General features: G+C 28.5%; 18 protein-coding genes and 1 tRNA gene. 12 read left to right on the top strand and 7 right to left on the bottom strand.

Annotated elements, in window-relative coordinates:
* Positions 1–32: 32 nt before the first annotated feature.
* Positions 33–1787 carry a DNA helicase RecQ gene (gene recQ, locus HCG76_RS08000; RefSeq protein WP_221699830.1) on the bottom strand — a complete coding sequence of 585 codons (1755 nt, stop codon included), beginning with the start codon at positions 1785–1787 and terminating at the stop codon, positions 33–35.
* A gap of 131 nt (positions 1788–1918) precedes the next feature.
* On the opposite strand from recQ, the gene HCG76_RS07995 reads away from it, so the two are divergent.
* Positions 1919–2005: transfer RNA gene (locus HCG76_RS07995), tRNA-Leu, on the top strand.
* Positions 2006–2054: 49 nt separating this feature from the next.
* Here HCG76_RS07995 and HCG76_RS07990 read toward each other — a convergent pair.
* Both HCG76_RS07990 and HCG76_RS07985 read right to left on the bottom strand, forming a co-directional pair.
* Complete coding sequence (locus HCG76_RS07990; RefSeq protein WP_221699829.1) at positions 2055–4025, bottom strand: sensor histidine kinase; 1971 nt, start codon at positions 4023–4025, stop codon at positions 2055–2057.
* 197 nt (positions 4026–4222) lie between these two features.
* Positions 4223–5059: a PHP domain-containing protein gene (locus tag HCG76_RS07985; RefSeq protein WP_221699828.1), complete on the bottom strand. Its 837-nt coding sequence runs from the start codon at positions 5057–5059 to the stop codon at positions 4223–4225.
* A gap of 246 nt (positions 5060–5305) precedes the next feature.
* Between HCG76_RS07985 and fba the strand changes: the two genes are divergently transcribed.
* Positions 5306–6169, top strand: coding sequence for a class II fructose-1,6-bisphosphate aldolase (gene fba / locus HCG76_RS07980; RefSeq protein WP_221699827.1), 864 nt, complete (start codon positions 5306–5308; stop codon positions 6167–6169).
* A 43-nt stretch (positions 6170–6212) separates the two neighbouring features.
* Here the strand turns inward: fba and HCG76_RS07975 are convergent, their stop codons facing one another.
* The 4 genes from HCG76_RS07975 to HCG76_RS07960 form a co-directional block, all read right to left on the bottom strand.
* Entirely contained in the window at positions 6213–7028 is an 816-nt protein-coding gene (locus HCG76_RS07975) for a hydroxyethylthiazole kinase (RefSeq protein ID WP_221699826.1), read from the bottom strand.
* A gap of 86 nt (positions 7029–7114) precedes the next feature.
* Complete coding sequence (gene sdaAA, locus HCG76_RS07970; RefSeq protein WP_221699825.1) at positions 7115–7993, bottom strand: L-serine ammonia-lyase, iron-sulfur-dependent, subunit alpha; 879 nt, start codon at positions 7991–7993, stop codon at positions 7115–7117.
* A 1-nt stretch (position 7994) separates the two neighbouring features.
* On the bottom strand, positions 7995–8672 hold the full coding sequence (gene sdaAB / locus HCG76_RS07965; protein ID WP_221699824.1) for an L-serine ammonia-lyase, iron-sulfur-dependent subunit beta: 678 nt from the start codon (positions 8670–8672) through the stop codon (positions 7995–7997).
* A gap of 343 nt (positions 8673–9015) precedes the next feature.
* The gene (locus HCG76_RS07960; RefSeq protein ID WP_221699822.1) at positions 9016–10512 is read right to left on the bottom strand and encodes a nucleoside kinase; all 1497 of its coding nucleotides are present in this window, start codon (positions 10510–10512) and stop codon (positions 9016–9018) included.
* Positions 10513–10804: 292 nt separating this feature from the next.
* Here HCG76_RS07960 and HCG76_RS19610 point away from each other — a divergent pair, with 292 nt between their 5' ends.
* The 10 genes from HCG76_RS19610 to HCG76_RS07910 all read left to right on the top strand — a co-directional run bounded on the left by HCG76_RS19610 (position 10805) and on the right by HCG76_RS07910 (position 21812).
* Entirely contained in the window at positions 10805–11686 is an 882-nt protein-coding gene (locus HCG76_RS19610) for a YetF domain-containing protein (protein ID WP_221699820.1), read from the top strand.
* Entirely contained in the window at positions 11683–12063 is a 381-nt protein-coding gene (locus HCG76_RS07950; RefSeq protein WP_221699818.1) for a DUF4363 family protein, read from the top strand. The genes HCG76_RS19610 and HCG76_RS07950 overlap by 4 nt, the downstream gene beginning before the upstream one ends.
* Before the next feature lie 340 nt (positions 12064–12403).
* Positions 12404–13627 carry an argininosuccinate synthase gene (locus HCG76_RS07945; RefSeq protein ID WP_221699815.1) on the top strand — a complete coding sequence of 408 codons (1224 nt, stop codon included), beginning with the start codon at positions 12404–12406 and terminating at the stop codon, positions 13625–13627.
* A gap of 2 nt (positions 13628–13629) precedes the next feature.
* On the top strand, positions 13630–15030 hold the full coding sequence (gene argH / locus HCG76_RS07940; protein ID WP_221699813.1) for an argininosuccinate lyase: 1401 nt from the start codon (positions 13630–13632) through the stop codon (positions 15028–15030).
* Positions 15018–16052 (top strand): N-acetyl-gamma-glutamyl-phosphate reductase, encoded by a 1035-nt coding sequence (gene argC / locus HCG76_RS07935; RefSeq protein WP_221699804.1) that lies wholly within the window; start codon positions 15018–15020, stop codon positions 16050–16052. The genes argH and argC overlap by 13 nt, the downstream gene beginning before the upstream one ends.
* Before the next feature lie 20 nt (positions 16053–16072).
* Positions 16073–17302, top strand: coding sequence for a bifunctional ornithine acetyltransferase/N-acetylglutamate synthase (gene argJ, locus HCG76_RS07930; RefSeq protein WP_221699801.1), 1230 nt, complete (start codon positions 16073–16075; stop codon positions 17300–17302).
* A gap of 61 nt (positions 17303–17363) precedes the next feature.
* A complete protein-coding gene (gene argB, locus HCG76_RS07925; protein ID WP_221699799.1) occupies positions 17364–18218 on the top strand; it encodes an acetylglutamate kinase in 855 nt (284 codons plus the stop codon).
* Between the two features lie 32 nt (positions 18219–18250).
* Complete coding sequence (locus HCG76_RS07920; RefSeq protein ID WP_221699797.1) at positions 18251–19429, top strand: aspartate aminotransferase family protein; 1179 nt, start codon at positions 18251–18253, stop codon at positions 19427–19429.
* Between the two features lie 85 nt (positions 19430–19514).
* On the top strand, positions 19515–20435 hold the full coding sequence (gene argF / locus HCG76_RS07915) for an ornithine carbamoyltransferase (RefSeq protein ID WP_221699795.1): 921 nt from the start codon (positions 19515–19517) through the stop codon (positions 20433–20435).
* A gap of 348 nt (positions 20436–20783) precedes the next feature.
* Entirely contained in the window at positions 20784–21812 is a 1029-nt protein-coding gene (locus tag HCG76_RS07910) for an FUSC family protein (RefSeq protein WP_221699794.1), read from the top strand.
* Positions 21813–21895 lie beyond the last annotated feature (83 nt).

The raw sequence follows: 21895 nt of genomic DNA, 5'->3' as shown, positions 1-21895 counted from the left end.
CTCATAAGGAATTACTTATCTTTTATACTATTTTAACCTTTTAACTTTTTTAGAATCTCTTCTCCATACTTATTAAATTTCTTTTCACCCATACCTCGTATTTCTAAAAGTTCCTTCTCATTTTTAGGTAATTTATTACACAATTCAATCAATGTTGCATCTGAAAAAATTATATAAGGCTTTACCCCTTCCTTAATAGCAGTGTCTCTTCTCCATAACCTTAATTTGTTAAATAAATCACTATTAATAATTTTCTCTTCATCTTGATAACTTAACTTAAACATTACTTTTTGTTTTGACTTTAAAATACTATATGACTTTTCATTTAATTTCAGCATTGAATAAGTTCCATCCTTTAAGCTAACATACCCAAAATCAATTAATGCCTTTATTAAGTTTCGTATGAACTTACTGCTATATTCTTTCATTATTCCATATGTAGTTAACTCATTTAATTTATCATTAACTATCTTAGGCCCAACCATTCCCCTAAGTACATCTATAAGAACCGCTACTCCATAACGCTCTCTAGTTCTATATACACAAGATAATATTTTTTGAGCCTCTATAGTATAATCCCTAAGCTCATCACTATTTAAACAATTGCTACAATTGTTACAGTAATCTCTAACATTTTCTTCGCCAAAATATTTTAAAATAAAACCTCGTAAACACTCTTTACTTTCACAAAAATCTATCATCCTTTGAAGCTTCTTTATTTCTGATTCTTTTCTTTCTATTTGAACTGTTGTATATATTAAATATTCAAGAGTCCTAATATCACTTCTATTAAATAAAATATGACATTCTGATATAGCTCCATCTCTACCTGCTCTGCCAATTTCTTGATAATAACTTTCTATATTTTTAGGAATTGTAAAATGAATTATATATCTTACATTTGACTTATCTATTCCCATTCCAAATGCATTAGTTGCAATCATAACATTAGAACTTTCATTTAAGAATTCATCTTGATAATATTCCTTTTCTTCATCCTTCAACCCACCATGATACTTTAATACATCATATCCTAAATCTTTAAGATAAAAATGTAAGCCTTCAACTTCTTTTCTTGTAGCACAGTAAATAATTCCAGCCTCATTTTCTTTATCCTTAATAATATCTTTTACTAATTCTAATTTATCTTCTTCAATATGTACTCTTATTGATAAATTATCCCTATCAAAGCTGCCTATATATGTATAAGGATTTCTTAAACCTAAAAGCTCAACAATATCTTTTCTGACTATTTCTGTCGCTGTAGCAGTAAATGCTGTTATTACTGGTCTAATAATTAAAGAATTTATGAAATTATTAATTAGTCCATAACTTTTTCTAAAATCATGTCCCCACATTGATACACAATGAGCTTCGTCTATAGCTAATTGACTTATATTAAGTTTTCTAAGCTTCTTTTTAAAGAATTCATTTTCTAATCTTTCTGGTGCAATATAAAGTAATTTTACTTTACCATTTCTACACATTTCCATAATTCTATCTATATTTTCTAAATTTTTAGTGCTATTTATATATTCAGCATTTATTCCATTTGCCTTTAAATTATCAACTTGATCCTTCATTAGAGCAATTAATGGTGAAATAACTATAGTAACACCATTAAACAAAAGCGCTGGAATCTGATAGCAAATTGATTTCCCCCCACCCGTTGGTAAAATACAAAATGTATCTCTTTTACTCAATATATTATTTATAATTTCATATTGACCTTTTCTAAAGGAATTATATCCATAATACTTATAAAGTACTTCAAACACCTTATTCATAATAGCTCACCAATTTCCATAAATATATTTCTTTTATATTATCATTTTTTTCATAACTATTACATATTTTTTATTATTTTTAATTTTTCTATTGACTTATTCTTAATATTATATTAGAATAAATCTTGCCTGCTGAAGTGGCGGAACAGGCAGACGCACAGGACTTAAAATCCTGCGGTAGCGATACCGTACCGGTTCGATTCCGGTCTTCAGCACCAAAAGACTGTATAAATTTATACAGTCTTTTTTTATTGCTTTCACTAAATATTATTCCTTTTTATAAATATCTGACAATTCCATTTCAAACATATATTCTAAAGATGAATACTCTATTAAATTTTCATTTTCTCTATCTTCTACTATTCTTATAGGCAATGAAATTATAAATTTAGTTCCTTCATTTGATTTACTTTTTACTGCTATTTCTCCATTATGTAAATCTACTAATCCTTTTACTATAAATAACCCTAAACCACTACCTTCATTTTTTCTATTAAATCCATCATTCAAATCTGCTCTCTTAAACTTCTCAAATAAATGTTTTTTTATCTCTTCAGACATTCCAACACCATCATCACAAATTTCTATAATAACATTATCAACTTCCCTTTTTACAAAAACCATAATCTTTCCACCATCATTAGTAAACTTTATAGCATTAGATAATAAGTTTAGAATAATTCTTTCCATTTTAACTTTATCTATAGCCATTATTATTTCCTCTTCTTCAGTATCAAAAATTACATTTAAATTAAATGATTTAGCTAAATCTACAATAGTTAATGTTATATCCTCAACTACACTTACTATATTTTCATTAGTAAACCTAGCATCCATATATCCCATTTCTAGCTTACTTACATCAATTAAATTATTAATATACCTACGTAATCTATTAGCATTTTTCATTATATAACTTAATCTCTCATTAAAGAAACTCTTATCACATTCATTATTATTTAACTTTATCTTTAATAGATTAGTTGCATTTATTATTATATTTAATGGAGTTCTAAGCTCATGAGAGATTGTAACAATAAAATCATTCTTTATCTTTTCCCTTTCAACAGATTCTAATAATAATAACTTGCTTTCTCTAGCTTTTCTTTTATTTATTACATATAAATAAATTAATCCTCCAACACCTAATATAGCTAATAAAATCAAGAACCATACTATTATAATTAAGTATTTAGGCAATAATAACTGAAATGGCTTTTTATTAATAATCTTACTGTCAGATGGCAGCTTAAAAGGATTAATATCATATTCAACTATAGCATCATAATTAAAAATCGGTATACTAAATGTATCATGTACTGGCAGTATAGTATATTTATAGGTTTCTGATACAATATTATTTAAAAGAGTATATGTAACCTCTCCTAGTTTATATCCATCATTAACTATTCCTCCAACTGCTCCTGCATAAATATACTCTTCTAATTTTGCATAAATTGGAGCTTTAGTTACCTTTTTAATTTCGCTTACAACTTCATCTGGTTGAATAATATTAGATTCATCAGAATCCTTGAATGTACCACATAAATATATTGCACAATCTTTATTAGGAATTTTCCTACATTGATCTTTTATAGAATCAAAGCTTGTATCTTGGATAATATGATATTCAAACTTTTTTTCTGCCATATCAACAATTTTAGTAAATTCCTGTTTTACAGTATCACAATAAATACTATTATCTAAAATTAGATATATATCATTAATATTTTTTCCTGCTGTTAATATTGTATTTACTATAGGTAAATTGTCTTGATATTCTAATATTCCAGTAATATAATTTCCTTCATCCTCACTTAAATTTATAGCTTCATTTACTCCAACAAAAATAATTTTTTTCTTATATGTAAATAATTCTTCATTAAATAAATTACTTCTAATTAATTTAAATGACTCATCATCTAGAGCAATTATATAATCAATATTAGCATCTCTATATTTAACATTTAAAAAATTAATAAAACTATCATCATACTCCTTAGATTCTGAAACCTTGCTATCTAAAAATTCATACTTCAGTATATACTTATTATTATTATTACTTTCGAATCCCTTTAAAATAGAATTCTCCCAATTATTCTCTGAAGAGTACGAACCTATTGCAAGAATTTTAGGATTAGATAAAGTATTAGCTTTAACTAATATATTACTACCGAAAATTAATACAAAAATAAAAACAACCTTTAATCCGCTTTTCATTATTTTTTTAGTAGACATAATACTATACCCCTATTTTTTAAACAATATTTATATTATGTGTAATATAAATTATAATTATAATAGAGTTTTTTACTTTATGTATTAATAGTTATTCATTAAATATAAATAATAAAAACGAACTGTTATAACTAATACTCTTGTTATAACAGTTCGTTTTTACTTCTAAAATATATAAATATTATTTATTTAATAAATTACAATATTTTTTCTAAATTTAACTTAGTATCATCAGCCTTAACTGCGCCTAAATAATATTCTATGCCTTTACTTACAGCTCCAAAATCTCCATGACTATCAGATCCAGCAGTTATTATTAAATCATTTTTTCTACAAAACTCTAAACATGTCTCTGTCATTAAATCACTATTTGCAGGATAATAGCATTCAACTCCATCTATTCCATCTGATTTTAATATTTCAAGCTTTTCTAATATCTCTTCTCTAGTTTTATCCTTATAGTAATTACATGGGTGTGCTAATACTACATAACCGCCTGCATTATGAGTAATATCACAAACTTCTTTTACAGTTGGAAAATCAAATTTTTCATGCCCACATTCATATTTTCCATAAAGCTTCATCCCATCAAAAAGTCCTTCTGTAATATTTTTATCAAATAAATAGTGTATTCCCTTCCATCCACCTTTTCTTCTATCATACTCATAAGAATTATAATCTTCTAAAGATATATTTTCATATTCTTTTTCCATTCTTCTTATAAGCTCAATGCTAGTTTCTAATAGCTGTTCTTTTGCCCTATTTACTAACGCAAAAAAATCTTCATTATCATTAAACTTATATGCTAATAAATGTACTAAATGCCCTTCAAAAATAGAGTCTATTTCTACACCTCTTATCACTTTAATATTAGCTTTTTCTGCTTCCACTTTTAACTCTTCATAAGAATCTAAAACATCATGATCCGTTATTGAAATAATTTCTAACCCTCTATTTTTAGCCTCTTCTACTATCTCCTGTGGTGACATTGTGCCATCTGAATAATAACTATGTATATGTAAATCCGTTAACATTTTTCCTCCTAAGTTTAAAAAAGTATTTGTATTTAATATATCACATTTTTTTATTTTAAATTAACTTATTTTAAACAAAGAACTTCTTATATTATATTAAAACTTATTTTTTTGTTTTCATTCCAATCAATTTAAGGTATAATATGCAATGGAGAATAAATTGATATACATAATTGTTAATTTTATAACATTAAGTAAAACTTAACGAATTCTCTATAATATTTTAAAATATACGGAGGTATTGCCATGTTAGTTTCAGCTAAAGAAATGTTAAACAAAGCAAGAGAAGGAAAATACGCTGTTGGTCAATTCAACATCAATAACTTAGAATGGACTAAAGCTATTTTATTAACTGCACAAGAAAATAACTCACCAGTAATCTTAGGAGTATCTGAAGGTGCTGGAAAATATATGTGTGGATACAAGACTATCGTAGGAATGGTTAACGGTATGTTAGAAGAATTAAACATCACTGTACCAGTTGCTCTACACTTAGACCACGGTAGCTACGAAGGATGCTACAAAGCTATGGAAGCTGGATTCTCATCAGTTATGTTTGATGGATCTCACTACCCAATCGCTGAAAACATCGAAAAGACTACTGAATTAGTTAAAGTTACTGCAGAAAAAGGATTATCTTTAGAAGCAGAAGTTGGATCAATCGGTGGAGAAGAAGACGGAGTTGTTGGTAAAGGTGAAGTTGCTGATGCTCAAGAATGTAAATCAATAGCTGATTTAGGAGTTACTATGTTAGCTGCTGGTATCGGAAACATCCACGGAAAATACCCAGCAAACTGGCAAGGACTTGCTTTTGATGCTTTAGAAGAAATCAACAACGCTTGTGGAAACATGCCATTAGTATTACACGGTGGTACTGGAATTCCAGAAGAAATGATCAAGAAAGCTATATCTTTAGGAGTTTCTAAAATCAACGTTAACACTGAATGTCAATTAGCATTCCAAGAAGCTACAAGAGCTTACGTTGAAGCTGGAAAAGATAAAGAAGGAAAAGGATTTGACCCAAGAAAATTATTAAATCCTGGATTCGAAGCTATCAAAGCTACAGTTAAAGAAAAAATGGAATTATTCGGATCAATTAACAAAGCTTAATTCCTTTTAATATAAAAAGAGCACATTCGTGCTCTTTTTATTTTTAATATCTTTTAAAAGAATAACATATATCTCCATAAGACTTTATTTTATCTATATCAATTTTATATATTTCATTTAATAGATATTCTTCTATATTCTCATCACTACATCTAACATCATCCAACACTCTTTGCTCTCCAATATAAAAAGCTATTGTTGAGATTAATATAGCCTGAATTATTTCACTTTTGTTTTTACATACTCCAATGCTAGTGGCTAACATTCCTGTATATATATCATCTAATTCATTTTTATTTAAAAAATAATTATTATTACCTTTTATAAAAAACTCACTATATCCATCAGTTATATAATAATTATCTTCTTTTATAATTAATATAGTATTATTTTTCTTTGAAAAATTTCTATACTTATAGTTGACATTACTCTCATTTAATTTTTCTTCTTCAACATTTTCTTGAAATTTTATCAAAGTTTCTATTTCACTCTTTGTTCCTTTAATAACATTAATATCATATCTATTTATAATGCTTAATGCTAAATTTCTTTTGTTAATTAACGAATCTATTCCATTGGCTTCTAATAATACTCTCTCTCTTTTATTCATAGCTATTAAAGCTTTTTCTATATCTAATATACTCTCTGAATTCATTTCATCTAAAAAAATCAATAGTGTATTTATTGGATATTCCTCTTTACTAAGCTTACTATCTTTATAGCTAAATATTCCGTTATAATGCTTGATTGTATCTTCTAAGATACCTAACCTTTCATTATTAGCACAACAATAAATAAGAGGTAGCATATTCTTTTGCAAGTCTAAAATATACTTTATAGACTCTTCACTAAGCCTCATAGCGCGTCCTCACTTTATTATCTATAGTGCAACTCTTGCCTAATACTATACTATTCGACAAAATCTACAATGTGCGCAATTTTATTCTATTCTTCTCCAAATACTTTTTTACGAAGTTCAAGTCCTGCTTTTGTAACAGCAACTCCCCCCATTGCAGTTTCTCTAAGTGCTGATGGAAGGCTCTTTCCTACCTTATACATAGCAGATACTGTGTCATCAAAAGGTATTTTACTTCCTACACCAGCCATAACCATATCAGCTGTACAAAGAGCACTTATAGCTCCTGCTGCATTTCTTTTTGCACAAGGTATTTCTACAAGCCCTGCCACTGGATCACATACAAGTCCAAGTATATTCTTTAAAACTATTGCACCTGCATCTAAACACATCTTAGGAGTTCCTCCCATCATTTCAACAACTGCTGCTGATCCCATTGCTGCTGCTGAACCACATTCTGCCTGACATCCTCCTTCTGCTCCTGAAAGAGTTGCATTCATTCCAATTATCATCCCTACTGCAGCTGAAGTAAATAACGCATCTATCAGCTCTTCATCTGTCTTTCCTAGTTTTTCTCCTGCTGATAAAATTACAGCTGGTAGTATTCCACAAGACCCTGCTGTTGGACATGCTACTATTCTTCCCATACCTGCATTAACTTCTGATGATGATAATGCCATTGCCATTGCTTTTACAGTTACATCCCCAGTTAAAGTATTTCCCTTTTCTAAATACTTTTGAATTTTATAACCATCTCCACCAATAAGCCCACTTAATGAATATACTTCTTTTTCTCTTCCTTCAGTAGCCCCTTCTTTCATTACTTTTAAATTTTTAGCCATCTTTTCATATACTTCTTCTCTAGATAGCCCCTTATCTTCCATTTCTATTCTTATTGCATATTCACTTAAAGATATATTTTCTTCTTCACATATCTTTAATAACTCTTCACCTGATCTTGCTAGCATATTATTCACCGTCCTTAATTGGATTAATCATTATTACTTTATTTATACCGTTAATTGCTTTAACATTACCTATTATTTCTGATGTAACCTCATGATCAACTTCAAATACCATTGTTGCATCTCTACCCTTTTGACTTCTAAACACTTTCATAAATGCAATATTTATATCATTCTCATAAAGTATTGATGCTACCTTAGATACTACACCTGGAACGTCTTTATTAGAAACAATAATAGTTGGATATGCGCCAGTAAAGTTAACTAAGTTTCCATTAACAGAAGTAACTTCAATACTTCCTCCACCAATTGAAGAGCCTACAAGCTCATATGTACCTTCTTTTCCCTTTATAACAAATTTAACTGTATTAGGATGAACATCTCCTAAATCAGCTTCTCTAAATCTTATTTTTAATCCCATTTCTTTAGCTATTTCCAAAGAATCTCTAAGTCGTAAATCACTTGGTTCCATTCCTAAAATTCCAGCAACTAATGCTCTATCAGTTCCGTGGCCTTTATAAGTTTTAGCAAATGAACCATGTAAATAAAATGTTACATCTTCTATATCAGCTCCTGCAACAGCTCTTGCAACTTTTCCAAGCCTTGCAGCTCCTGCTGTATGTGATGATGATGGTCCAACCATTATAGGACCTAATATATCAAAAACTCCTACACTTTTCATATGTAACCTCCAAAATTATTATGTTAAATTTTAAATACACTTACTTTGAATTTATATGAATACTTTTAATAAATTGCGAAGCAATTTATTTAGTTAAGGGCCTTCAGCCGGTTAAGTTTTTGAACAGCGCTTCGCTAGTTCAAAAAGGGTAAGAGTTGTCTTCGACAACGGTAAAAGCCTTACGGCTAGTTAAGGAAGAAACTTTTTACCCTTTGCGCTAGCAAACACTTACCTATGGTTAATGAGCGTAAGCTATATTAACCAATTTAACTGGCCGCTAGGCCTTTAACTTTTATTTTCCTTCGCAATATTATTGAAGTATTCATAATAGCTTTAAAACATTTTAGTATTTATAAAAAATGCTTCCTCCAATAAACTCTCTTAAAATTGAATTTTCAGGAACAACATTTTTATCAACCTCTCTGAAGAACCCTAATAAAGCCTTTAGCCTTTTAGCTTCATCATAGACTATACTATCTTCTTTAATTTTATTAAGTTCTTCAAGTGCATATTTTTTTAATACACATAACTCATAGACTAAAGTAGAATTAAACATTACGTCTGCTTCTTCTTGGTAAACAAAAATATTTTTTTCTTCACCTCTTTTTATCTTATGCCACATCTTTAAGGTATCTTCAGCTCCGTGACCTCTTGATAATTGATCCCTTACAATTCTTCTAATTCTTCTTACATCTGTTGTAGTAATTCTATTATGATTATCTAAATTTAATTGAGTTAATGCTGAAATATAAACTCTAAATTTATATTTTTCATCAATATGAGCTGTTAATATAGGATTTAATCCATGAATCCCTTCCACTATAATAACTCCATTTGAAGGCAATTTAACTTTCTTTCCAACCCATTCTCTTTCACCCTTTATAAAATTAAATTCTGGAATTTCAACCTCTTCACCTTGTAATATCAAATTTAAATGTTTATTAAATAATTCTGTATCTACTGATCCAATTGTTTCAAAATCATACTCTCCATTTTCATCTACTGGCGTTTGATCTCTATTTACAAAATAATCATCTAACGATATTGGTATTGGTGTAATTCCATTAACTCGTAATTGAATTCCTAATCTATTAGCAAAGGTTGTTTTTCCTGAAGAACTTGGGCCTGCAATTAATACTAATTTAACATCTTCCTTAGAATTAATTTTATCAGCAATTTCTGCAATTTTCTTTTCATGTAAAGCTTCAGAAATCATTACTAAATTAATTAATTCTCCCTTATCAATTTTATCATTCAATGCTCCCACATTTCCTACATCTAAAATATCTAACCACTTTTCAGTTTCTCTAAATATTTTTGTCATTTTTCTTTGCTCAACAAATTCTGATAAAGTAAAGGTTTGATAATCATTAGGTCTTCTTAATATAAACCCATTTTCATAATAAATTAAATCAAAAGCCTTTATGTCACTTGTTTTTTTAGTCATGTGCCCATAAAAATAGTCATATCTTCCGTCTAATTCATATAAATTAACTGTTTTAAAATCTACTTGCTCTAATAAAAGAACTTTATCACTCATATTATAAGACTTAAAAATATTAATGGCTTCTTCTTTTGTAACTTTAATTTTATTAATAGGTAAATCTCTATTTATTAGCTCTTGCATTTTTAATTTTATATTTTCTATATCTTTTTCATTAAGAGCATTTTCTTTAAATATTTCTCCAAATATACCCTTACCTACACTATGTTGTATTGTTATTTTGGCATTTGGAAACAAATCCAAAGTAGCTTTAATAAAGATAAATTGTAATGTTCTTGTATAGTCTTTTTCAATAGATTCATTCTTAGTGTTTACTAAATTAATATTTTCTTTCATCCTTACTCCACCCTTCTAAACCCTTATAATACCATTGATTAACAAAAAAATTATATTATAAAATTTAGTGCGAAATTTTGTTTCATCATAATTATTAAAAATAATTTCTCTATACTCTTATTATATACGGCTTTAAGAATTATTCTATTATTTTATATAGTAAAATTGCTATATTTTTCATTAAAAATTTAGAGTTTCATATAACTTATAGTAACCAAATATAAAATTTAGAATCTCACTTAGGAATAAAAGTATTTTTTTTACAAATACTTAATTAAGAGGTGATTTAATTATGTTCATTGTTCTAATAAGAACTGCTTTTTTATATTTCTTAGTAATACTTGTAATGAGATTGATGGGTAAAAGGCAAATTGGTGAATTGCAACCCTATGAATTTGTTATAACAATAATGATATCAGATTTAGCAGCCCTTCCCATGCAAGATACTAGATTACCTTTAATTCTTGGTATTATTCCAATAGTTACCTTGTTATTTATAAAAACAGTGTTAACTCAACTTCAACTTAAAAGTCAATTTACTCGAAAAATACTTGAAGGTGAACCTTGTATTTTAGTTTGTAAAGGTAAAATAAATTATCAGGCTCTCAAAAAACAACAAATAAATTTAGATGAACTTATGGAAGAACTAAGACTTGCTGGATATTTTGATTTAAATGAAATTCAATATGCAATATTAGAAAATAATGGTCAGTTATCATTTTTAACTTCTCAAAGTAGCTCTAGTGGCGCTTCTGTTGATGCTGCTTGTAGCTCTAATACACAACCATTATCATCAGGAAGCAAGAACTCTTCATCTGCCCAAAGTAGCTCTAATAATACTCAAAATACTAATAGCAATGCTTCTGGAAGTGAGAGTTCTTCTAAAAACAATAAAAAAAGTAATTCTACTAGTTCTAGTGGAAGTAATACTTCATCTTCATCAAACTCTAGTAATTCTAGCCAACCACCTAGATTACCTATAATTTATGTCTTAGATGGGCATGTTAATAATAATGCTCTTACTACTAGCGGTAGAAATAAAGTTTGGATTGAACATGAATTAAAAAAACATCATATTGATTCAATTAAAGATGTACTAATTGCTATGATTGATACTCAAGGAAAATTTGTTTATCAATTATACGATAAAAATGAAAAAGGAGCTAAAAAATGAAGAATTCATTATTTTCTATTTTTCTTTTTATATTGTTATTAGGCTTTTTAACTTATACAGATATAAGTTTTAAAAATCTTTGTACTGATGTTATAAATATGTGTGATGAAATGGAAAAAAGTATCGATTATTCTACAAAAGAAAAAAGCTTTGAAGATGCTATGGCTATTTTTAATCTAATTCAAGATAAAGGTAGTATTGCATCTATTTATATTAATCATATGGATTATGATGTAATGTTAAACGAGGCTTTAAAGTTAACTGTATACATAGAAAAAGATGATTCAAGTGAAACTGAAGCTTCACTTCATTTATTAAAATATAGTACCGAGCATATGAAAGAACTTCAAGTTCCTAACATTCAAAACATATTTTAAAAAAGCAAAAGGCATAAACTCCTTTTGCTTTTTGCATATATCTAATAATATTTATGCATATTTTTTAAATAATTTGCATAAACATTTTTATCCATTAAGCAAAACCTTTGATTTCACTTGGTTTTAAAGCCCTTAATTAATTATTTTATAAAATTTCCTTTTTTCTATTGCATAATTATTCATCATTTTGTATAATTATAAACATCAAGAATACATAGCTATTTTTACTAGTTAAAAGTTATAAGTTATAGCTTAATGAATATACTCTCCTTTGAGTTTCCTCCTTAGCTATTAACTAATAACTAATAACTACTAACTATTTTAAAGGGGGCTTTTATATATGAAAAAATTTAATAAAGTTGTTTTAGCTTATTCAGGAGGATTAGATACATCAATTATAATCTCTTGGCTTAAAGAAAATTACGGTTGTGAAGTTATTGCAGTAGTTGGTAATGTTGGCCAAGCTGATGAACTAGAAGGATTAGAAGAAAAAGCATTAAAAACTGGGGCATCAAAAATTTATATTGAAGATTTAACAAAGGAATTTGTTTACGACTATATCTTCCCTACACTTCAAGCTGGGGCAGTGTATGAAGGAAAATATTTACTTGGAACTTCTTTTGCTAGACCTTTAATCGGAAAGAGACTTGTTGAAATTGCAGAAAAAGAAGGGGCTGATGCAATTTGTCATGGTTGTACTGGTAAAGGAAACGATCAAGTTCGTTTTGAACTTGCAGTTAAAAACTTTGCACCAGAAATGCCAATTATAGCACCTTGGAGAATTTGGGATATTAAATCTCGTGAAGAAGAAATTCAATATGCCTTAGATAGAGAAATTCCAATAAAGATTACTTATGAAACTAACTATAGTAAAGATAAAAACTTATGGCATTTAAGTCATGAAGGTTTAGATTTAGAATTTCCTGAAAATGAACCTAAGTATGATAAAATTCTAGAAATGTGTAATACATTAGAATCTGCACCTAACGAAGCAACTTATATTACTTTAACCTTTGAAAAAGGTATTCCAGTTGCACTTAATGGTGTAAAGATGGATGGTGTTAAATTAATAGAGGAATTAAATAAAGTTGGTGGAGAAAACGCCATTGGTATTATGGATATGGTAGAAAACAGACTTGTTGGTATGAAATCAAGAGGTGTTTACGAAACTCCAGGTGGAACTATTCTTTATAAAGCACATGCTGATTTAGAAGAAATTTGCTTAGATAAAGATACTCATCACTTTAAACAATCAATTGCATTAAAGTTTGCTGATTTAGTTTATAACGGTGAATGGTTCACTCCACTTAGAGAAAGTCTTTCAGCTTTTGTTGATAAAACTCAAGAAACTGTTACTGGTGAAGTTAAGCTTAAACTATACAAAGGCAATATTATTAATGCCGGAATGACATCTCCTTATTCATTATATAGCGAAGAATATGCTACTTTCGGTGAAGATGGCGTATATAATCAAAAGGATTCTGAAGGATTTATTAATCTTTATGGTTTACCAACAGTAGTAAATTCAAAGATGAAAGAATCTTTAAAGAAACAGGAGAAATAAAAATGAAACTTTGGGGCGGAAGATTTACAGAGGGAGTTAATAAGCTCGTTAATACCTTTAACTCCTCAATTTCAATTGATTCAAGAATGTATAAGGAAGATATAGAAGGTAGCCTTGCTCATGTTAAAATGCTTGGAAAGCAAGGTATTATTCCTTCTGAAGATAGTGAAAAAATAGTTGAAGGCTTAAAAGAAATATTAATAAGAATTAATAATAATACTATAGAAATAGATAATGATTCAGAAGATATTCATAGCTTTATTGAAAGCATTCTGACTTACTATATTGGTGATGAAGGTAAAAAGCTTCATACTGGTAGAAGTAGAAATGATCAAGTTACTTTAGATACAAAGCTTTATTTAAAGAAATATATTCAAATTATAATAAATGAAGTTTTAAAGCTTCATGAAACATTATTAGAAAAAGCTAATGAAAATATAAATACAATAATGCCAGGATATACTCATATGCAAAAAGCTCAACCAATTACTTTTGCACATCATATCTTAGCATATTGTGAAATGTTTAAAAGGGATATCGGAAGACTTTTTGATGCCTATAAAAGACTTGATGAAATGCCACTTGGAAGTGGTGCCTTAGCAACATCTACATACCCTATTGATAGAGAGTTTGTAGCATCAGAGCTTGGCTTTTCTAAAATTACACTTAATAGTTTAGATTCTGTTTCAGATAGAGATTATGCAATCGAAACATTATCTTCACTTTCATTAATTATGATGCACTTATCAAGATTTTCTGAAGAAATTATACTTTGGTGTACTGGTGAATTTAACTTTATTGAACTTGATGATAGTTATAGTACAGGAAGTAGTATAATGCCTCAAAAGAAAAATCCTGATGTTGCAGAATTAGTTAGAGGTAAAAGTGCACGAGTTTATGGAGATTTAATGACTTTACTTACAGTTATGAAAGGTATCCCTTTAGCTTACAATAAAGATATGCAAGAGGATAAAGAAGCATTATTTGACGGTTTAGATACTGCTCTTCTTTCACTTCAAACCTTTAATGGAATGATTAAAACTATGAAAGTAAAAAAAGCTAATATGAAAAAATCTGCATCTGGTGGATTTACAAATGCTACCGATGTTGCTGACTATCTTGTTAAAAAAGGTATGGCCTTTAGAAATGCTCATGAAGTTGTAGGTAGAATAGTTCTTTATTGTATAAATAAAGATATTGCTATAGATGATTTAAGTATGGCTGAATTTAAAGACTTCTCTCCTATTTTTGAAGAAGATATATATAAAGCAATTGATTTATTAACTTGTGTTGAAGAAAGAAGTGTCATTGGGGGACCTAGTTCTTCATCTGTTAAAATGCAAATAGAAGTTTTAGAAAACTTTATAAAAGAAAATAAGGAGAATTTATCATGTTTAAAGTAGGAATAATTGGTGCTACAGGATACGTTGGGGTTGAATTACTAAGGCTTTTACTTAATCATGATAAGGTTACAGTTACCGCTATCTCCTCCTCTACTTTTAAAGATGAGGAGATAAGCTCTGTATACAAAAGCTTTTTTAATAAAACAACTTTAGTATGTGAAGATAAAAGTGAAGTTATTGAAAAATCTGATATTATATTTACTGCTCTTCCTCATGGATTAAGTGAGGAAATTGCAGATGAAGCAATAAGCAAAAATAAAAAGGTAATAGATCTTGGGGCTGATTTTAGATTAGAATCTGAAAATTCTTATGAAGAGTGGTATGGAAAAAAATTCACATGTAAAACTATTCATAAAGATAGTGTATATGGACTACCAGAATTTAATGGTTCTAAAGTTAAAGAATATAATATAGTTGCTAATCCTGGTTGTTATCCTACAAGCATTTCACTAGGCCTTATGCCACTATTAAAAAATAAACTAATTAATACTCAAAATATAATTTGTGATTCAAAATCAGGAATTACTGGTACTGGAAGAGGGCTTTCCTTAAAAACTCACTTTGCGGAAGCCAACGAAAACTTTGCTGCATACGGCATTGGTAGTCACAGGCATACTCCTGAAATTGAACAAACCCTATCATATATGGCAAATGAAAATGTAGAAGTAACATTTACTCCTCACCTATTACCTATCAATAGAGGAATACTTTCTACAATCTATTGCGAACCTAAAGATCAACTTACCTTAGAAAAAATTCATGAAATATATATAAACCAATATGAAAACGAAGAGTTTGTCCATGTACTACCATTAGGTCAAACTGCTGAAATAAAACACGTTAAATATACAAATAATTGTCATATTTCTATTCATCAAAATTATAGAAAAAACAAAATAATAATTGTTAGTGTTATAGATAATATGGTTAAAGGAGCTGCTGGACAAGCTATTCAAAATATGAACTTGTTATTGGGACTTCCTGAAAATACTGGACTTAAACTAATAGCTCCTAGTTTTTAATTAAAGGATGTGTAATTTTTATGATTAATATAGATGAAAATTTAACTGTGACTTCTCCTGCGGGTTTTAAAGCATCAGGAGTTCACTGTGGATTAAAAAAAAGCTTATTAAAAAAGGATTTAGCTTTAATATATTCTGATGTTGTTGCTACTTCCTGTGGAGTTTATACCAAAAACAAAGTAAAAGGTGCTCCACTTACAGTAACTAAACAACACCTAGTTAATAAAAAAGCTCAAGCAATAATTATTAATAGTGGAAATGCTAATACTTGCAATGGTGATGATGGTCTATCAAAGGCAAAAAAAATGGCTAACCTTTGTGCTAAAGAATTAAATATAAAAAATGATAATGTACTGGTTGCTTCTACTGGAGTTATTGGAGTACCCCTAAATATAGATGTAATAAAAGATGGAATTCCTCAATTGGTAAATAATTTATCTAGCGAAATTCAAGGTGCTAAAAATGCATCTATGGCAATTATGACTACTGATACTATTGAAAAACAAGCTGGAATAGAAATTGAAGTTGGTGGTAAAAAAATCACCATAGCTGCTATGGCTAAAGGTTCTGGTATGATACATCCAAACATGGCTACTATGCTTTCTTTTATAACAACTGATATTTCAATATCTCCTGCATTATTAAAAGAAGCATTAAAACAAAGTGTTAATATTTCTTATAACAGAATAAGTGTTGATGGTGATTCTAGTACTAATGATATGGTTTTAATTATGGCAAATGGACTTGCTGATAATGAAACTATTATAGAAAAGAATGAAGACTATAATTTATTTTTAGAAGCATTAACAACTTTAAATATTTATATTTCAAAAAAAATTGCTAAAGATGGTGAAGGTGCCACCAAACTTATAGAATGCACTGTTAGTAATGCTAATTCTATAGAAGATGCTGAAACTCTATCTAAAAGTGTCGTTACTTCAAGTCTTGTTAAAGCTGCAATCTTTGGTAGTGATGCTAACTGGGGAAGAATACTTTGTGCATTAGGCTATTCAGGTATCGACTTTGATCCTGAAAAAGTTGATGTTTCATTTGCAAGCAATGCAGGTGAAATTATAGTTTGCATTGATGGTTCATCAGTAAATTTTGATGAAGCAAAAGCAAAGGAAATTTTATTACAAGATGAAATTAAAATTTTAATAGATATGAAACAAGGACTATCAGAAGTTACAACTTGGGGTTGTGATTTAACTTATGACTATGTAAAAATAAACGGCGACTACCGTAGTTAATTTTACCTGAGGGATCAATTTATATATTGGATTGACCCATCAGGAAAGAGGAGGAATTAAATTGAATTATGCTCAACATGCAAATATATTAATACAAGCATTACCTTATATACAAGAATATTACGGTAAAACTATTGTAATAAAGTATGGTGGAAATGCCATGATTAATGATGAATTAACTCAAACTGTAATAAATGATATTATCCTTATGAAATGCATAGGAATTAATCCTATAATAGTTCATGGTGGTGGTCCTGATATTAGCAATACTTTAGCTAAAATGAATCATGAAAGTAAGTTTATAAATGGATTAAGATATACTGACGAAACTACAATAAAAGTTGCTCAAATGGTTTTAGCAGGTAAAGTAAATAAGGATTTAGTTAAACTTATTGAAAAAAATGGTGGCAAAGCAATAGGTCTATCCGGTATTGATGGAGGTATGATTAAGGCAACAAAGCTAAATAAAGACATAGACTTAGGTTATGTAGGGGAAATAACTTCTGTAAATACAGATCTTTTAAACCTATCAATGAACTCTGGCTATATACCGGTAGTTTCTTCTATTGCTATTGGTGAAAAGGATGATAATAGTTATAACATAAATGCTGATACTTGTGCTTCAAAAATTGCATCTGCATTAAAAGCAGAAAAACTAATTCTTCTAACTGATGTACCTGGTGTAATGAGAAATCCTTCTGATTCTTCTACTCTAATTTCAACTTTAAGATTACATCAAATTCCAAAATTAACTGTAGATAAAATAATTAACGGTGGTATGATTCCAAAAATAAATTGCTGTGTAGAATCAGTAAGAATGGGTGTTAAAAAAGCTCATATAATTGATGGCAGAATTAAACACTCTATTCTACTTGAACTATTATCCGAAAAAGGAATAGGAACAGAAATCTACTAACTACTAATTTTTATAACGGGGGCTATTTAAAAATGAATTTATTTGAAGAAGAAAATCAATATCTAATGAATACTTATGCTACCTTACCAATTGAAATTTCATATGGTGAAGGATCATATTTATTTGATAAAAATAATAAAAAATATATAGATTTTACTAGTGGAATTGGTGTCAATTCATTAGGATATAATAACGAAGCTTGGAAGAAGGAAGTAGTATCTCAACTAAATTCATTTCAACATTTATCAAATATTTTTACTAATAATTCTACTGTATTATTAGCAAAAAAACTTTGTCAGCTTTCTGGGATGAGCAAAGTATTCTTTGCAAACTCTGGCGCAGAAGCAAATGAATGTGCTATTAAGCTTGCAAGAAAATATAGTTTTAATAAATATGGTAAAGAAAGAGGTACTATACTTTCTCTAAATCAATCATTTCACGGTAGAACTTTAGCTACATTAACAGCAACAGGGCAAGATAAATTCCATAACTACTTCTTCCCCTTCCCTACTGGATTTAAATATACACCTGCTAATTCTATAGATGACTTAAAAGAAAATCTCACTTCAGATGTTTGTGCAATTATAATGGAAGCTATTCAAGGTGAAGGCGGTGTACATCCATTAGATAAAAGCTTTGTTTTAGAAGCTTGTAAACTTGCTAAAGAAAAAGACATATTAATAATTTTTGATGAAGTTCAATGCGGAATAGCTAGAACTGGAAAGCCATTTGGATACAACAACTTTAATATTCAACCAGATATAGTAACTAGCGCTAAAGGCCTTGGGGCAGGTCTTCCTATAGGGGCAGTTTTATGTACTGAGAAACTTTCAACTACATTTGTACCTGGCGATCATGGTTCAACCTTTGGTGGAAATCCAGTTGTATGTGCTGGAGCATCTTCTGTCTTAAACGAACTTTGTAATACTAACTCTTACAATGAAATCATTTTTAAAGGCGAATTTATTAAACAAACTATTTTAAATAAAAATCTAGAAATAGTAAAAGATATTCGTGGTTTAGGATTAATGATAGGAATAGAGATTAATGGAGACTCTTCTACTATTCAAAAGAAAGCTTTAGAAAATGGATTACTAGTATTAACTGCTGGTAAAAATGTAGTAAGACTACTTCCTCCATTAAATATTTCACTTGCTGATGTTAAAGAAGGAGTTAATATACTTACGTCTGTTCTTGAAGAATATAAATAAATTACGAAGCAATTTATTTCAATTTCTCATTATTACTAAACAATGCATAAGTTTAAATTTACACTTGCCAAAAGGGGGCTTATTTATGAATAAAGATTTATTACGTATGGACAATCTTTCAAAGGAAGAAATTTTAGATTTATTAAACCTTGCAGATCAATTAAAATATGAACAAAAACATGGTATAGAGCATCATTTACTTAAAGGAAAATCACTAGGTATGATTTTTGAAAAAGCATCAACTCGTACTAGAGTTTCATTTGAAGTAGGAATGTATCAACTTGGAGGACATCCACTTTTCTTAAGCTCTAAGGACTTACAAATAGGTCGTGGGGAACCAATCCAAGATACTGCTAGAGTTTTATCTAGATATTTAGATGGAATAATGATAAGAACATTTTCTCAAAAAGGAATTGAGACTTTAGCTGAATGTTCATCTATTCCAATTATTAACGGACTAACAGATGATGAACATCCGTGCCAAATTTTAGCTGATTTAATGACTATAAGAGAAAAGAAACTTATACTTGAAGGCTTAAAGGTTGCTTATATTGGCGATGGTAATAATATGTGTAACTCTTTAATTATAGGTTGTTTAACTTTAGGTATGAATATATCAATTGCTAATCCTATTGGATATAAACCACCTAAATATTATATTGAAAAAGGTATTGCATTAGCCGAAGAAAATGATGTTTCTTTTGAAATGACAGAAGATCCTAAAATTGCTATTAAAAATGCTGATGTAATTATAACTGACGTTTGGGCAAGTATGGGGCAAGAAGATGAAGCTAAAAAACGTCAAATTGCATTTGAAGGCTACCAAGTTAATTCAGAAATTATGAAATTAGCTAATGATGATTCAATTGTTCTTCATTGTCTTCCAGCTCATAGGGAAGAGGAAATAACTGAAGAAGTACTTGAAGCTCATGCTGATGAAATATTTGAAGAAGCTGAAAATAGACTTCATGCTCAAAAAGCGGTACTAGTTAAACTTCTTTCATAATATAATCAAACTATAAGCTTATAGTAATACTACAAAATGAAGTATTAATTTTCAATGGACTATGAAACATTTCCTTGAATTTAATATTTCATTTTTTTTAATGAGTTTTCTTTCATTAAATTTAAAAATTTAATAAAGTTTCATTTAACATAACTTTAATTCCTCCTAAGTTTTTTATTTTTTAATATATCATTTATATATATTTTCTCATATCTATTATCTTTTATCAAATACTAAAGAAATAGCATTAATACGATAAAATAAATTTACTAAAAAGCAATTTATTTTTTATTTTTTACACATACTAGACATAAGAAAAATAATATACAATATCGGAGAGAATTATATATGGATAAAGCAAGTTTAAAGAAAAATATTATATCAAAAACCATTCTATTCTTTGCAATAATGATTTTTGTAGTTATATTTAAATCATTGTTTGGAAATGAAAATACACCAATAGGAATTACTACTATAATTGCTTTACTTATGCTATTAGGTAAAGATTTAACTAAGAACCCATTTAAAAATTTCTTAATACTTCTTGGAATAAATCTTGCAATAGGATTTGGATCCTTTATAGCTGCAAACAATATATGGATAGGAATAATTATAGACTTTTTATCATTATCATTAATAGGATATTATTTTAGCTATAACCTTACTAAAGGTTTAATACTACCTTATGGATTACAATATTTATTCTTATTAAATGGTCCTGTCTATGGCGAGCTCTTTGTAAAAAGAATAGCAGGCTTAATATTTGGTGCTATAGTTATTATGGTAAGTCAATTTATAGTAAATTCTAAGAAAAAAAATACCTTTAATAAAGAAAATTCAATAATAGGGTTTAATACCCATGAAAGTGATAAAGCTTATAGAACTGTATCTATATTCGGTAAAGAAGTAAAAATTCATACTGTCAGAGCTTCTTATGCAATAAGAGTAGGTGTTCTTACAGCATTAACTTCTTTTATTTCATTTTATTTTAAATTACCAGAGGGACGTTGGATGGTATATACTATTTTCTCGTTAACAGAACTATACTCTGAAAATTGTAAAATTAAAGCTGTTAAAAGAATCCAAGGAACTATTATAGGAGCTCTCATTGTAGTAATAGCATTTATGTTTATTAAAAGTCCTGCTTTAAGAGGTATAATAATATTAATTGCTGGATACTTGAACTCCTTTGCTGTAGATTATAGAGATATGATAGTATTAACAACTATTTCTGCAATAGCTCCTATAGCTATTACAAACGGATCTGTTGAGGTTGCATTAGAAAGATTAATGTATGTAGCAATTGGAACTATTTTAGCTCTATTAGCCAATAGATTCATTTTAAGAAAAACCAAAGCTGATACTATTTCTGAATAAATATAACAATATAGAGGCTATTGTGATTACTTAATACAATAGCCTCTATTTTTAATACAAAAATATATAATAATAAATTCAAC

It is taken from the genome of Clostridium sp. K13 (genome assembly GCF_019734195.1).
In the GTDB taxonomy this organism is placed as follows: domain Bacteria; phylum Bacillota; class Clostridia; order Clostridiales; family Clostridiaceae; genus Clostridium.
The sequence above is the reverse complement of the archived record's forward strand: the minus strand, read 5'-3'. Positions and strand labels throughout refer to the sequence as shown.

Excerpts from the sequence above, each read along its gene's own strand:
- argC (WP_221699804.1), top strand. The coding sequence starts at position 15,018 with ATGTTTAAAGTAGGAATAATTGGTGCTACAGGATACGTTGGGGTTGAA.
- recQ (WP_221699830.1), bottom strand. The coding sequence starts at position 1,787 with ATGAATAAGGTGTTTGAAGTACTTTATAAGTATTATGGATATAATTCC.
- argH (WP_221699813.1), top strand. The coding sequence starts at position 13,630 with ATGAAACTTTGGGGCGGAAGATTTACAGAGGGAGTTAATAAGCTCGTT.
- HCG76_RS07990 (WP_221699829.1), bottom strand. The coding sequence starts at position 4,025 with ATGTCTACTAAAAAAATAATGAAAAGCGGATTAAAGGTTGTTTTTATT.
- HCG76_RS07950 (WP_221699818.1), top strand. The coding sequence starts at position 11,683 with ATGAAGAATTCATTATTTTCTATTTTTCTTTTTATATTGTTATTAGGC.
- HCG76_RS07985 (WP_221699828.1), bottom strand. The coding sequence starts at position 5,059 with ATGTTAACGGATTTACATATACATAGTTATTATTCAGATGGCACAATG.
- HCG76_RS07945 (WP_221699815.1), top strand. The coding sequence starts at position 12,404 with ATGAAAAAATTTAATAAAGTTGTTTTAGCTTATTCAGGAGGATTAGAT.
- sdaAB (WP_221699824.1), bottom strand. The coding sequence starts at position 8,672 with ATGAAAAGTGTAGGAGTTTTTGATATATTAGGTCCTATAATGGTTGGA.
- HCG76_RS07920 (WP_221699797.1), top strand. The coding sequence starts at position 18,251 with ATGAATTTATTTGAAGAAGAAAATCAATATCTAATGAATACTTATGCT.
- fba (WP_221699827.1), top strand. The coding sequence starts at position 5,306 with ATGTTAGTTTCAGCTAAAGAAATGTTAAACAAAGCAAGAGAAGGAAAA.
- HCG76_RS07975 (WP_221699826.1), bottom strand. The coding sequence starts at position 7,028 with ATGAGGCTTAGTGAAGAGTCTATAAAGTATATTTTAGACTTGCAAAAG.
- argF (WP_221699795.1), top strand. The coding sequence starts at position 19,515 with ATGAATAAAGATTTATTACGTATGGACAATCTTTCAAAGGAAGAAATT.
- sdaAA (WP_221699825.1), bottom strand. The coding sequence starts at position 7,993 with ATGCTAGCAAGATCAGGTGAAGAGTTATTAAAGATATGTGAAGAAGAA.
- HCG76_RS07960 (WP_221699822.1), bottom strand. The coding sequence starts at position 10,512 with ATGAAAGAAAATATTAATTTAGTAAACACTAAGAATGAATCTATTGAA.
- argJ (WP_221699801.1), top strand. The coding sequence starts at position 16,073 with ATGATTAATATAGATGAAAATTTAACTGTGACTTCTCCTGCGGGTTTT.
- HCG76_RS07910 (WP_221699794.1), top strand. The coding sequence starts at position 20,784 with ATGGATAAAGCAAGTTTAAAGAAAAATATTATATCAAAAACCATTCTA.
- HCG76_RS19610 (WP_221699820.1), top strand. The coding sequence starts at position 10,805 with ATGTTCATTGTTCTAATAAGAACTGCTTTTTTATATTTCTTAGTAATA.